Annotated in this window: 15 protein-coding genes; 2 read left to right on the forward strand and 13 right to left on the reverse strand. The window is 47.3% G+C overall.

The window, feature by feature from the left end:
• Positions 1-18: 18 nt before the first annotated feature.
• From IAE55_RS33865 to IAE55_RS18745, 7 genes are all read right to left on the reverse strand, one after another.
• Positions 19-642, reverse strand: a complete 624-nt coding sequence (locus IAE55_RS33865; RefSeq protein WP_234489670.1) for a hypothetical protein — start codon at positions 640-642, stop codon at positions 19-21.
• 53 nt (positions 643-695) lie between these two features.
• A complete protein-coding gene (locus tag IAE55_RS18720; protein WP_200633518.1) occupies positions 696-1,904 on the reverse strand; it encodes a hypothetical protein in 1,209 nt (402 codons plus the stop codon).
• Positions 1,905-2,150: 246 nt separating this feature from the next.
• Positions 2,151-2,909, reverse strand: coding sequence for a cyclase family protein (locus tag IAE55_RS18725; RefSeq protein WP_145163681.1), 759 nt, complete (start codon positions 2,907-2,909; stop codon positions 2,151-2,153).
• Between the two features lie 228 nt (positions 2,910-3,137).
• Positions 3,138-3,545, reverse strand: coding sequence for a cupin domain-containing protein (locus tag IAE55_RS18730; RefSeq protein WP_200633519.1), 408 nt, complete (start codon positions 3,543-3,545; stop codon positions 3,138-3,140).
• Between the two features lie 48 nt (positions 3,546-3,593).
• The gene (locus tag IAE55_RS18735; protein ID WP_200633520.1) at positions 3,594-4,457 is read right to left on the reverse strand and encodes an aldo/keto reductase; all 864 of its coding nucleotides are present in this window, start codon (positions 4,455-4,457) and stop codon (positions 3,594-3,596) included.
• A 17-nt stretch (positions 4,458-4,474) separates the two neighbouring features.
• Complete coding sequence (locus IAE55_RS18740; RefSeq protein WP_234489671.1) at positions 4,475-5,230, reverse strand: carboxymuconolactone decarboxylase family protein; 756 nt, start codon at positions 5,228-5,230, stop codon at positions 4,475-4,477.
• 43 nt (positions 5,231-5,273) lie between these two features.
• Entirely contained in the window at positions 5,274-5,654 is a 381-nt protein-coding gene (locus IAE55_RS18745; protein WP_200633521.1) for a DUF2255 family protein, read from the reverse strand.
• Between the two features lie 209 nt (positions 5,655-5,863).
• Between IAE55_RS18745 and IAE55_RS18750 the strand changes: the two genes are divergently transcribed.
• Positions 5,864-6,409: a TetR/AcrR family transcriptional regulator gene (locus tag IAE55_RS18750; RefSeq protein ID WP_116230216.1), complete on the forward strand. Its 546-nt coding sequence runs from the start codon at positions 5,864-5,866 to the stop codon at positions 6,407-6,409.
• Between the two features lie 63 nt (positions 6,410-6,472).
• On the opposite strand, the gene IAE55_RS18755 is transcribed toward IAE55_RS18750, so the two are convergent.
• Positions 6,473-6,895: a MerR family transcriptional regulator gene (locus IAE55_RS18755; RefSeq protein ID WP_200633522.1), complete on the reverse strand. Its 423-nt coding sequence runs from the start codon at positions 6,893-6,895 to the stop codon at positions 6,473-6,475.
• Between the two features lie 147 nt (positions 6,896-7,042).
• On the opposite strand from IAE55_RS18755, the gene IAE55_RS18760 reads away from it, so the two are divergent.
• Positions 7,043-8,083, forward strand: a complete 1,041-nt coding sequence (locus tag IAE55_RS18760; protein WP_200633523.1) for an NAD(P)-dependent alcohol dehydrogenase — start codon at positions 7,043-7,045, stop codon at positions 8,081-8,083.
• A 103-nt stretch (positions 8,084-8,186) separates the two neighbouring features.
• Here IAE55_RS18760 and IAE55_RS18765 read toward each other — a convergent pair whose 3' ends face one another.
• From IAE55_RS18765 to IAE55_RS33870, 5 genes are all read right to left on the reverse strand, one after another.
• The gene (locus IAE55_RS18765; RefSeq protein ID WP_200633524.1) at positions 8,187-9,269 is read right to left on the reverse strand and encodes a Gfo/Idh/MocA family protein; all 1,083 of its coding nucleotides are present in this window, start codon (positions 9,267-9,269) and stop codon (positions 8,187-8,189) included.
• Positions 9,270-9,288: 19 nt separating this feature from the next.
• Entirely contained in the window at positions 9,289-10,272 is a 984-nt protein-coding gene (locus tag IAE55_RS18770) for a Gfo/Idh/MocA family protein (RefSeq protein ID WP_200633525.1), read from the reverse strand.
• A 117-nt stretch (positions 10,273-10,389) separates the two neighbouring features.
• A complete protein-coding gene (locus tag IAE55_RS18775; RefSeq protein ID WP_325168662.1) occupies positions 10,390-12,102 on the reverse strand; it encodes an extracellular solute-binding protein in 1,713 nt (570 codons plus the stop codon).
• Between the two features lie 39 nt (positions 12,103-12,141).
• On the reverse strand, positions 12,142-13,059 hold the full coding sequence (locus IAE55_RS18780; protein ID WP_076164828.1) for a carbohydrate ABC transporter permease: 918 nt from the start codon (positions 13,057-13,059) through the stop codon (positions 12,142-12,144).
• 33 nt (positions 13,060-13,092) lie between these two features.
• Complete coding sequence (locus tag IAE55_RS33870; protein WP_200633527.1) at positions 13,093-14,043, reverse strand: ABC transporter permease; 951 nt, start codon at positions 14,041-14,043, stop codon at positions 13,093-13,095.
• Between the last annotated feature and the right edge of the window lie 26 nt (positions 14,044-14,069).

Consider the following 14,069-nt stretch of genomic DNA (forward strand, 5'->3'; position numbering starts at 1 on the left):
ACACTGCGGATAAGCTGATTAGTGACCGCTCTGTGCCGCAAAAAAACGTTCAATCATTTGTTTCGTTTCGTGGGGACTTCTCAACTGGACTGCCTTTCCATTTGCATCAAAAGTAAAATGCCCCTTAAATGCTTCCGGCATAGCATCATACTGTTTCTCGACTTGTTGAAGTGCTTTTTCAAAACAGGGATACCCGTATTTTTTAATGAGGAGAGGCAGCCCGAAGGTGGATCTTAAAAACTCATATTCCTGGTAGTTATAGGGTGTAGTCTCCGGTCTCTTCATCAAAATCTTAAGGAAATGATCGATGACCTTGTCGATCTCTTCTTCTGTGGCATAATGCGCTAATCCGTGGATGGCGAGCAGTCTCATGTCCAAATATCGTTCCTTCTTATAGGCTTTCTGAAAAAAATTCTTCAGCTCCAATTCCTTGCACCGGATTAAACCATACAGAATTCTATTGCGAAGGGCGATATTTTTCAATTTAAAATACAGCAGCTCGATGAATTCTGCTTCATTTGCTGTTAACAACTCATAGTTTACTTCATTTATTGTGCCGATAAACTTCGGATCATTTTCGCGAAAGGAGGAAGTCGCTAAGTACCTAATCGATTCATGACAATGCTGTTGATTTAAAGACATGGCGCCATCACTCCTTTTATAAACTTTGCACAGCAAAATCTTGAGTTGATGCTTCAGTAATTGCGCGCAGCATCGAACCAGCGTTGAGCCATTTCTTCCGTGATAGGCTGGCCAATTAGGTGATCGGACTGGCTGAGCTGCCATACTGCTTTGCCGAGGTCCTCTCTCTCAGTCGTTTCTATACCTTTGAAGGTATTGAAGCGCACGGTGAAGGCGGTAACGGCTGCCTCGGCATCGGCGAAGCTGTGGGCCTGCGATAAGCTTGCCTGTGCAACGTTGTAAGCTTCGTTAGCCACCTTGGCCAGACGTTTAGGCCAGGACGAGAATGGGCGCCCGAACTCGATCGACCACCACTCGGGCTTTCGCAATTGGCTCACTGAAGCATGACCGCTCCACGGCCGGGTTTTCGTGCGGGCTTTCATTTGCTGCTTCAGACGTTTACCCGTAACCTCGTCTACGTTGTATGCGATAATTCTATCAAGCAACGGCCACGTGTCTAACGGGGGCAAATCTTCCAGATCCGGCATGAAACGCAGCTCCAGATTCGTTAACCGGGCCTGACGGGCCAACACGTCTATATCGCAGAAATTGCCCCATAAACTCAGTGAATTTAGGTTCGGAAAGCGGTTCAGACACTCCAGCGAGACCGGCTGTCCCATCGGCGTATTCTGTAACGCCAGGCTCGTCACCTGGTGCAGCTTACCTAGGTCAGGCATTAAGAAGGGGGGATCATTCTTGCGTCTACTTGTGAGCGGCGCTAGTGTCAGAGAAGACGGCATGTTTCCAGTGGTCAAGAGGCGTGATAGATTTCCGGACACATTCAAGCGGCAAGGCGTTATCGGAAGTTTTAGGTTCAGACACCCTCCGGACGGACCCAACTCGATGTGCAAGCCATGCAAAATGGACTGGCTGGCATCCGCCACCGTGTCTGCCGACAGGATTGGGGCCCACGTCATTTCTTCAATGGGACGCTTCTGTGCCCAATCCAAGAAGCCTGCGTCACTGCCTGTATAGTGCAGAAAACGCGGCCAAGGTGAGCCGGCTGGCGTAGCAAAGGCATCGAATACGGTCCAACTGATATGAGCGTCGGGCTCGACGTGAAGATCCGCCTTTTTCCCCAAGTACGACGGGCCAATGGATAGGCTCCCCACCCCGGGTCGCATCACAAGCGTATGGCTGCGAAGACCTGTCAGGTCGATGGGATAGCGGCCATCTTGTCTCATTGAACCAACGGGAAGACGAGCTTGGTTATCATTCGGCATCTCTATCATCCTTTCTCATAAACCCTAGTACTTGCATAAACGGTTTGGAGTTGGCTCTCCAAATTGTATCACTTCGATCCAAATTCCCCCAGCCATTATTTATGGTACGGTTCAGCTCGAAGGATCAGTAATGCTAGCCGGCAGATCGAATCAAGGGCGCGATTGCACAAAAGAAAACCACTCCTTTGTCAGGGGTGGCTTTGTCCATTCCAATCTCATTACAACAACGTTCTTTATTTTCTTGTCTCATTCCTCCACGATGGCGACCGGCCGGGCCCAGCCGCCGCTTGCCTTTTCGACCTTAATCGGAAAGCAGCATACTTTGAAGCCATACGGTTTCGGTATTTTGTCCAAGTTAGCCAGCTTCTCAATTTGGCAATATTCCTTATCTTTGCCTACGTAATGCGCTGCCCACAGCACGCCTTCCCGCGGCTGCTTTTTATACGCTTCAGCCTGTAGGTTGAGCGGAATATCCCAGCCCCAGCCGTCAGTGCCGACTACCTTGATTTCTTGGTCCAGAAGCCACAGCGTAGCTTCAGCCGATACCCCGGCATGAAGAAATGCATAATGCTCGTGATACAGCCGTTTGTCCGCATCGCTCCGAATGAGAACGATATCAAAAGGTTTCAGGGTATACTCGATCCGTTTCAGCTCAGCGATCAGGTCGTCTGTCGTTATCTCATATCCCGGCGGCTTCGCGCTGAAATCGAGCACTACACCGTCGGAATAAAACCATTCAAGCGGCATTTCGTCAATCGTCCTTGCTTGCTTCCCTTCCGAGACCGGCCAATAATGCCATGGCGCGTCGATATGGGTACCCGAATGCGTATTCAGCGTCACCATTTCCGTTGCCCACGCCTTGCTCTCTGGAAAATCCTCCTGCTTCAGTCCAAGTATCTCGGCCGCTTGCCGCGCACCATCTTCATGGGTCGCATATTCGATCTTCGCCGGCAGCGGCTCGCGGATACGCGGGCTAATCGGCACGCTCAAGTCAATAAGCTTCATGATGATTTTCTCTCTCCTCTCATCTCGAATCATCCACATTATACTAAATTGTACCTAAAGCCGATAGGCCAATGTCGCGTTCTGTGCCACCCCTATTTTAGGATAACCGAAACGGTTATAGACAGCTGTTATTTCATCACAGTGCTTCAATAAAATAAAAACGGGAGCGTCCAAATTGAACGTTCCCGTTTTTATACCTGAACAAGTGGTCCTAGCCTTCATCATGTATTACAATTTGTCGTAATGCTCATCCATAACGGGTTCCAACCATTCCGGCTTACCTGCAGTGATGGCAATATGTTCAAACCAGCTGTCTTTTGCTGCACCATGCCAGTGTTTTACACCATCATGAGTAACAACAACATCACCGGCTTTCAGGAACTGGGCGGCCTTTCCTTCTTCCTGGTACCAGCCTTCGCCGCCGGTTACCAATAGAATCTGATACCCATCACGATGGATATGCCAGTTATTCCGGCAACCCGGTTCAAAGGTTACGTTGCCAACGCCAACATGAACGTTGGGATCGGCAACCAACGTCTGCAGGTAACTTTGTCCGACAAAATATTTGGCAAATGCTTCATTCTTCTCTCCCACAGGGAAAATCACACCGTTTTTTACTTCTTCATGTTTTGCCATTCGGGTTCCTCCATTAAACATTAGTATGCTTCGTATCTTCTGGCTCTGTTACTTTAATTTCCCGCCAAATACCGGAAAGAAGCTATGCTCACCATAATCTTGGATCTGCTCTGCGTTCTTCAATGTCTCCATATCTGCATCGCTGATAACAAAATCAAGCTCGGCATTGTTTCTCATGTGATCAGGATTTGCCGTCTTCGGAAGTACGACAAGACCAAGCTGGATATCATAACGCAGGCAAAGCTGGGCAACGGATACCCCATACTTATCTGCTATTGCCTTAACCTTAGTATTATCAAGGATTGCACCGTGCGCAATGGGCGAATAGGCCTCCACCAGGATGTCATTCTTTTGGCAGAATTCAATGAGCTCCAAAGGCGTATTGCTCACATGTGCCAAGATCTGATTGATCATAGGCTTGATCTCACAGCCTGCAAGTATATTCTCAATATCATCCTGAAGAAAGTTAGACAGACCGATGGCCTTTACTTTGCCTGTTCTATAAGCATCCTCCATCGCTTTCCATACTTCTTTGTTTTCCTCGAAGTAGCGCTTCTCCTCACGGAACTCCGTCCAGGGTTGTGGACTGTGAATAATCAGAAGGTCAATGTATTCCAGTCCCAATTTGGCTAAGGACTCATGAATGGACTGCGTAACTGCATCATAGCTCTTTGCTTCTGCAGCAACCTTTGTCGTAATGAAAAGTTCTTCTCTCGCGACACCGCAGGTACGGATTGCTTCACCTACTCCAGCCTCATTCATATAGGCCTGAGCCGTATCCATATGGCGATATCCTAGAGATACCGCATCTCGCACGGCTTGTGCCGCCTGTTCATCGTCAAGGAGCCAGGTACCCAAACCTAATTTGGGAATTTCAATACCATTCGATAATTTGAATGTTTCGTTAAACATTGGTTTTGTCTCCTTTACTATTCCGGAATGATTTCATTGATGCAGCTCAAAGCATTTAACGTTCTAGGGAATCCCATATAAGGAAGGCAATGCGTGATGGCCGTGATCATCGTTTCCTTGTCATTGCCGACATTTAAATTGCCCTGCACATGTGCCTTGACCTGATTTTCGGCTCCACCGAGTGCGCTGATGATGCTGAGCGTCAACAGCTCCCGCGTTTTCAAATCCAGGCCTCCTCTGGTATAAAAGTCGCCAAAACAAAAGGCAGAAAGATAATCCTGAATATGCTTTTGATTGATCGGGGCATTTTCCCGGTTTTTGGATATGACATCCCCGAAAATGTCCATCTGCACGGCAAGTCCCTTGTCAAACCGAGTCTCTTCTTCAACCTGTTGTTGGCTCTCCAGCGGCAATGCGATATTTCTTGCTTTGAAAACGTCGTTGACCTCCGTCATGGCATTCAGCGTTTTGGGAAAACCGACGTAAGGCGCGCATTGGTACACGGCTTCCTTGATTTCGATCGGCGTAAGTCGGACGTTCAGGGCGGCATGGACATGTGCCTTGAGCTGAGGCAAGGTTTGGTTTGTGGTTAGCACCACCAAGGTGATGAGCTCCCTCATTTTGTCATCCAGGCTGCCTTGATGAAAGACCTCCCCGAAAATAAACCGCCTCAAAATATCCTGAAAATCAGGATCCGTGGCATATGCAGCAGGCACTCCATCGCGGAATAGCTGCTTGTACGTTTCTTGGCTCTTCTCAATTCGATTCATCATGCAGCCTCCTGTTCATGGGACAAATTCAAACAAGCCGTTATGATTAATGTACGGTAAGCGGCACAACCTTCACTGTGGCTGAACGGGCCCGCGTACTGATCATCGAGTTCAGATAAGGACTTCCCTTGTATTTCGCACGATATGCATGGTCGATGAGGTCGCCGATCTCCCCTTCAACTAGTTCAAAAGCGACCTCCTTTGTCATACCCGCCACCGTGATCCGCCCCGCCTTCTGCTGTACTGCTGCCTGATACCAACGGGAGTTCTGCCCATAATAGGCGCGTACATAGAGTGAGCCGTCAACCACAACAGACCAAATCCAGGTCGGGGTACCATAGGTAACACCGTCTTCCCGGAAAGGTGAGATGTGAAGATCATCGGACTCTGCGATCCTGTTCAATTCTTCTTTCGACCACGTACTCATGAATGGGGTCCTCCTTAACACTTGATATTAAGCATGCACACAGAATGAACTACTGCAGCTTAAAATGAACATTGATTGTTTAATCAACTCGTGTTTATAATTTTATACAGAAACCCCATGCTTACAATGGTCATTTCCTCACAATGTGTGCGTTACTCAACAAATGATCCAAAATTGCCGATTATCTTAAGATGGAGGACGTTATAAAAATGACTAAAGTGGATCGAAGGGTCGTCAAATCCCAAGAAGCTATCAAGAAGGCTATTCTTGAACTGATGGCAGAAAAAAACTTTGATGACATTACCATCCGTGATATTTCCGACAGGGCCAATGTGAATCGAGGTACGGTATATCTGCACTATTTGGATAAATACGACCTGCTGGATAAAATTATCGAAGAACACATCAGTAATCTCAGCGAACTTTGCCGATCTGCATCCGAAATGAGCTTCCAGGAAGGAAATTATGTCTGGTTCGAATATTTTGCAGAGCATCATTTGTTTTTTTCAATCATGCTGAACACCAAAAGCGCGGCTCATTTCCGCAGCCGTTTCCTTGATTTAGTCGTTCAAGAGTATAAAGTTGAAGTCGATGTAACCGAAGGGAAAAATCAAGGCTTAAATCAAGAAGTTATCCTGCAATTTTTCGGGGCAGCCGTTGTGGGGGCCGTGGAATGGTGGTTCAGGAATGGAATGCCTGTTCCTCCTCGTGTCATGGCAGAACAGACAGGGATCTTGCTGGATCGAAATTTTTAACCTCTGAATAACAAAAACACCTGTAGCTCATATAGAAATATATGGATTACAGGTGGTTTTCTATTAATAAGACGAGGCGAAGTTACTCCCAATTTTGTTTTTCTTATGAACATCTTCCGTCCCGGCATCCAGCGCGGTCTTGTAATAAAAGCATTTATGTTCGATGACTTCCATCGCTTTTTTAAGTTCTTCCATCTGCGCCTCTACAGCAGCTTTCCGTTCCAGAAACATATCATATCTTTGTTTCAGAGTCGTATCCCCTTCTGAACACCAACTAATAAAATTTTTAATTTCCTTAATCGGCATCCCCGTGGTTTTCAAACATTCGATTACTTTTAAGGCCTCGATATCGGATTCTTTAAACAAGCGTGTTCCGCTGGCTGTCCGTTCTACAAAGGGCAAAAGTCCCTCTTTATCGTAGTAACGCAAGGTATATATCGTAAGGTTCAATTGCTTGGCAGCTTCACTGATTGAAAATGTCTTCAACAGGGATCTTCCTTTCTTTGCGATATGGCTCTGTCGTTTATACCTTTTTTGATATTATCATAAAATCAGTGCTTGACCTAGAGTTAACTCTAGGGAATAAAATTGATTTTGCAACATATGAACAACCATGGATAGGAGGATTTCGAGATGATTACTGCTAAAGCAAGAGCTGTCGACGGTCCTGACAAACCGTTTCGAGCAACTGAAATTAAACGGCGCGATCTGGATTCGCAGGATATTTTAATTGAAATCAAATTTGCGGGAATATGCCATTCTGACATCCATACGGCTCACGGCGAATGGGGACCTGTCAACTATCCGCTTGTGCCTGGACACGAGATTGCGGGAATTGTTACGGCTGTTGGCCCTAATGTCACAAAATACAAAGTCGGTGACCGTGTAGGGGTTGGCTGTATGGTTGATTCCTGTGGCGAATGCGAGAACTGCCGTAAAGGGGAAGAACAATACTGCCTCAAAGGAAATGTTCCGACCTACGCTGGTGTTGACAAATACGGCGAGCCAACTCAAGGTGGTTATTCAACCCACATTGTCGTCACTGAGGATTTCGTAGTTAGAATCCCCGACAACATCGAGCTTGATGCCGCGGCACCGTTGCTTTGCGCGGGTATTACAACCTATTCCCCGCTTAATCACTGGAAGGCCGGCCCAGGCAAAAAAGTAGCTGTAGTCGGTATGGGCGGCCTCGGGCATATGGCTGTTCAAATTGCGCATGCGATGGGTGCCGAGGTCACGGTTTTGTCCCAAACCTTAAGTAAAAAAGAAGATGGCCTGCAATTGGGTGCAGACAACTACTACGCCACTAGCGATCCGGAAACCTTCGAAAAACTCGCCGGCCGCTTTGATCTGATTATTAACACGGTGAGTGCCAGCATCAATATGGATGCTTATTTCTCACTACTTACGCTTGACGGAACTTTGGTAAACGTCGGTGCCCCTGGGGAGCCGTTGTCGCTGAATGTCATGTCCCTCATCGGACATCGGCGTTCATTTGCGGGCTCCATGATTGGAGGCATCCGCGAGACACAGGAAATGCTGGACTTCTGCGCACAGCACAGCATCGTTCCTAAGATCGAAGTGATCTCGGCCGACCAAATTGACGAAGCCTACAAACGTGTATTAGCCTCGGATGTGAAATACAGATTCGTCATTGATATTAGCACGATGTAAGCCGCGTACATCATTTGTTCCATAAGTGATTACATGCTGAAGGTGCCTCAAAAGCAAGCTTTTGGGCACCTTCGCTTTATTCTATGGTCTTCATTCCACGTCCTTATTCCTCATCAAAATAAACGGTTTTCCCCGTTTCTGCGGATATATATACCGCCTCTAATATTTGCGATACAACCATCGCTTCCCTCGGTTTAACCAAAGGTTCGGTATCGTTCACGATACTGTCAATCCATTGCTTGGCTTCATACTCGAAATCGGTCATTTCTTCTCCGCTGAATCGTTCTCTTGCATTCGGATTCACATCGATTTTATTCAGGAACAGGCTCCCATCCCTCTCGCCATTGATCCGCAGTTCATTTTTAGCAAAATCCGCTCCTCCCTTCGTTCCGCACAGCAGGTTGCCGCCACCTTCTGCAATGTTAAGGGCCCAGCTGGTTTCAATGATGACCGTCGCTCCATTTTTAAATTTCACATACCCGAACGCCGAATCTTCTACCTCGAATTCGTTTGGATCCCAGGATCCCCATTCGTTTGCGGCATTTTCGGTATACTTCAGTTTATGGAAGACGCTGCCGACGACACTAACCGGTTCATAGTTATCCATCAACCACAGGATCAGATCAAGGGAATGGGTTCCAATATCAATCATAGGACCGCCCCCCTGCTTCTCTTTATCCAGGAACACGCCCCATGTAGGTACTCCTCTCCTCCGGGTCGCAACCGCTTTGGCAAAATAGATATCTCCAAGTTCCCCATTGGTGATCATCTTTTTTAACAGCTGGCTTCTGGCGTTGGAGCGATTCTGGTACCCGACGGTTAGCTTCTTGCCTGTTCGCAAGTGGGCTTCGTACATCGCTTTGGCCTCCGCGCCTGTGACTGCCATCGGTTTTTCGCACATGACATGTTTGCCGCTTTCGAGAGCATCAATGGATATCGACGCGTGAGAGCTGTTCGGTGTCAATACATGAACGACCTCAATATCCTCTATCGCAAGCAGATCTTTGTAATTTGTAAACACCTTTGCATCTGGCGTGCCGTATTTTTGCGCCGCTTCCTCGGCCCTTTCCGGCTTCAAGTCGCAGAAGGCCACCATCTGTACATGATCTAACTTGGACAAACACGGCATATGCTTCCCGCCCGCGATCATACCGCAGCCGATGATTCCTACTTTTACAGTTCTCATCTGAATTCCCTCCCCCACGCTATTTGAACTCTACCGTCCGGTTTTCCTTATGAGCGGTGTATGCCGCCTCCAATAGCTCCGTCAATTTTGTCCCCTCTTCCAGACCGAAGGGCATCGGCTTGTTATGAAGCAATGCATCTGCCCATTGGATGATCGGAAGCGGCTGCTCTTTAGGGAGTTGGTTCGGTGAAATCCATCCGGAGAAAGGCAAATCGAGCTTCTTCGAGATGACTCTAACGTTATCATCTGAGACCATCAAGGTGCCCTCCGTGCCGTAAATCTCAAGGGCGGAAGGAGTTCTATACGTCACAAGGCTTGTTTCGACAAGTGCGACAGCGTTGTTTACGAACTCAATCGAGCACTGCGCATTATCTTCCACTGCACGATGGGTGAAGTAATGAAACATGGAGGTGATTCTTTTGGGCTTACCGAGCAGCATACTTACGATGTACATCGGATGACAGCCCAAATCCATCATGGCTCCGCCCCCTGTTTGTTTCTCATCATACCAGTATTCCGGCAGCCAATTGTTTAAAGCACCGTCGTGTCCGTTACGAATGCGTAGAAGCGTTATGTCCCCTAATATATGGTCGTCGATCAATTGTTTAGCGAACAATTGGTGTGGTCTTGTAAGAGCAGGAAATGAAATGCAAAACTTGACGTCTGCTTTGCGTACCGCTGCAGAGATCCGATCGCATTCCTGGGTGGTAAGAGCCATGGCTTTTTCGGTAAAAATGTGTTTGCCGGCCTCAGCGGCTGCTACCATGACGTCTGCGTGCATACTTGTAGGAGCGTCCACGACGACGCCATCGACGTCTTCCCGTTTCAGCAGAGTGTCCAAATCTGCTTCAAAATCCGCTCCCAACTCAGCAGCCCATTCGCTTCCGCGTTCAGGCTGTTCGTCCCAGACGGCCGTGATCTTAACGTTTCCATGATTTTGCAGCTTTCTGGCGTAATCAGCTGCATGCACATGCCACTTGCTTAACATCGCAACGTTCAACATGCTTTTCCCCTCCGTAATCGGTTAATGTTCGTCGTATGCGTTTGAGCATTCGTTAGAAAGTGAATTGGGATGGCAGTAACGCCACCCCAAAATTGTTCACGATATAGATTGAACGATCTAGAACCCTACATCATCTCTTTCCGCAGCTTTTTGAGCTACGAACTCCGCCATTTCATCCACGCCCGCGGCCTTATACTTTTCCTGAACACTATGAAGAAGATTTAGGGCTTCTTCATCTGACGACGCAAACAGCGCTTTCTTAAATTCGTCATCGAAATTCAAGCTGCTGGTTTTACTGATAAAATCCTGATACTTGGGCCATTCTCTTGCTAGGTAGCTGGCGCTTACTTTGTCTATAATTTTGATAGGCATTTTTGCCGAGAAGCTCTCCTCCAACTTCTGCCACTGCGTTTTTTGATCTTCGGGCGTAGGCCAAGTGACTTCATTGGAGAATGCCCCGATGAACCTTCCTGGTAGGAAATTGAGCCCTGCATCTCTCTTCAGATCCGGGTTTTCATCGAATTGTTTTTTCACATCCGGAATCCATTGGGGTATCCCGTTTTCCATGGTATAGTGCGTTCCTTCGATCCCGAAATAAGCAAGCAATCGGCCTTCCTCGCTGTTGACATAATCGATGTACCGCAATGCCGCATCGGGATCTTTGATGTCAGCGCTCAGGAACAGGACAGGGAAACCGGAACGGCCGGGTTTTTCCACTTGCGTCCGGATGTCTCCGTTCTTATTCTTCATCGGTCCGAGTAGTTCATATTGCATTTCCGGATTCGTCTTATACAGCGTTTTTTGTAAATCAGCTAACATCGGTTGGGCTCCGAATACGGCCATCTTGCCCGTCGTAAGCTTTTCATTCGCTGTTGTACTCGTATTGCTGAAGGCTTCAAGATCAAACAAACCTTCTTTTAGCAGCTTTCTCATGTATAACAACTTGGCTTCATAATCCTTGGACTGCGTCCAGTGGATCAGTTTTCCATCCACTTCACGGAAGTCCGAAATCGAGTAATCCGACCATCCGGCAAGGAACTGTCCATAATCCCATCCATTCCACATCGTTCCGGCCGGGATGACCGGCTTCCCGCCAATATCTTTGAAACCGCCATCTCTGATTTTGACCAATAAATCATACAGTTCATCCTGCGTATCAATATCCTCCGCTTTTACATTTAAAGCTTTCAGGATATCTCCCCTGGCAAAAAGGCCGTAATTCCAATTATGAATGCTCTCGGGGGTTCCATCCGGGGTCTCCGTTGGAATGAGATACGTCTTGCCTCCAAAATCGGGACTATTGAGATCGAACTCGGCAAAATCCTTCGCAATCCCGGTCGTCACCAGTCTTTTAATATTCGGGTATTTATCGAGATAAGGGGTTAAATCCAGAAGCTGTCCTTCCATGGCTGCCTTCTTGATGACTTGACCTTCTCCTCCGGTAGTAGACCAGAACGGTGCGTTAACAATATCCGGGACCGTACCGGAAGCGAAGATCGTATTCAGTTTCTCTACTTCGCTTGTTGTGATGGATTCGAGGTTTAACGTCACCCCGGTTTTTTCCCTGATTTTTTGGGCTACGGGATTATTTTTCTGGTCCTGCGGAAAACCGGCTCCGCCGCCGTTCCAAGCACTGAGGAAAGTCAAGGTTACCGGCTTTATTTCTTCAGAACCTGACTTATTCGTGCCCGGGTCAACCGTGCCTGCTCCCTCCTCTTTGCCTGTTCCTGTGCATGCCGTCATGGTCACTAACAGCAGTAAAGCGATTAGTGTCATCGCAAGAACGCTCCTACGCCGCCTGTTCTTCCTCATCCTACAATCCCCTTCCATTGGAAGTTTATATATAAAAGGCTTAGCCTTTTATACCAACTACTCCTTAAGCGAACCTACCAATACGCCTTTGACGAAATATTTCTGAAGGAATGGATACACACAGATGATCGGGGTCGTGATAATAATGACGAAGGTCATCCGCAAGGCTTCCGGCGTTACACCTCGCAGCTCCATCTGAGACTGGGTCATGTTTTGAATCGCGGATCCGCTATTTCCCGACGACGTCATCGATTGGAAAGACGCTTCGCTGATCATTTTGTTCAGGAACGTAGCCGCAGGCTGCAGTTTTTCATTCTGTATGAAGAACTGACCGGTAAACCAGTCATTCCACACGCCGACCCCGACAAACAAGGCAATGGTAGCAAGCACCGGCATCGAAAGAGGAAGTATGATTCTTGCAAATACCGCCAACTCACTTGCTCCGTCGATTCGGGCCGATTCCGACAGACCTTCCGGGATCCCGTCGAAGAAGGTTTTCATAATAATCGCATTGAAAAAGTTATAAAGGGACGGCAGTACCAACACCCAAAACGTATTCAGGATGTGCAATTCCCGGTACAGGATGAAGGTCGGAATGAGGCCCCCGCTGAACAACGTGGTGAAGAAAAAGAAGAATACGATATATTTTCTTCCGGGCAGCCCTTTCCGCGACAGGGCGTAGGCTAATAACGCCGTCAAAAATACGGAGCCAACCGTTACGATCAGGGTTCGGGAAATGGAGATATAAAACGAATTTAAGATTAAGGGATTGCTAAAAGCTTTCGCATAGTTTTCTAATGTAAACACTCTAGGAAAAAGATAGATTCCGCCCTTCATCGCGTCGTAGCCGTCATTGAAAGAAAGGGCCAGAAAATAGATAAATGGATAGAGTGCCGTAGCGCAGAATAAAAGCAGCACCGAATAGTTCAGCGTCGCATACATTTTATCTGCCGGCGTCAGCCTTCTCTCCCCCATACACACACCTCCTCAATCTTCAGCGTCAGCTGATTACCATAACGATACGTCACTTACGCGTTTGGATACTTTGTTGACAACCACGATGAGAAGCAGCGAGATCGCAGACTTAAATAAACCAATGGCCGTGGAATAGGCTAATTGCCCTTGCTGCAGGCCAGTTTTTAAGACATACGTGTCCAATATCTCCGAGACGCTTAATGTTGCGGGGGACTGCATCAGCCAGATTTGGTCAAAGCCCGCATTCAGTATTCCGCTGAGGGAGAATATGAGCAATATGCCGATCGTTGGCGTAAGGGATGGAAGCGTGATCTTAAACAGTTTGCTCCACCGGCCTGCCCCGTCGATTTCGGCTGCCTCATACAAGTGCGGATCGATATTCGTTAACGCGGCTAAATAAATGATCGAACCCCAGCCTACACCTTTCCAGATATCGGAAATGATGACCAATGGATAGAACAATTCCGGCCTTCCCATAAAAAAGATCGGGTCCAACCCCATCTGGTACCGAATATCATTGATGAGACCTACGTTCGGAGACAGGATTTTTTGAAGTAAAGTAACGACGACGACCCACGAAACGAAGTGCGGCAGATAGGAAATCGTTTGAAATACTCTTTTGATTTTTTTGTGCATGATTCCATTGAGCATCAAGGCCAGGACCAATGGAGCTGGAAATCCGAAAATAAGCTTAAGGGCACTAATGGATAACGTATTTCGGAGAACATCGTAAAAGCTGGAATCGTTTAAAAACTGCTCGAAATATTTAAAGCCTGCCCACGGACTCCCCAAGATCCCCAGATTGAATTTGTAATCTTTGAACGCGATCAGAATGCCGTACATCGGATAGTAGGCAAAAACCAGAAACCATAGGATCGCAGGAAGAATAAATAAGTATATATATCTAAATTGCCATATTTTAACTAATTTCCTATTCTTTTTTAGTCGTTCATATCTAGGGATAACAGCACCTTTGGGTACCATTCTCCGAACACCTCCTACATCTTCGT

This window comes from Paenibacillus sp. S28, from assembly GCF_016624415.1.
GTDB classification, from domain to species: domain Bacteria; phylum Bacillota; class Bacilli; order Paenibacillales; family Paenibacillaceae; genus Paenibacillus_AQ; species Paenibacillus_AQ favisporus.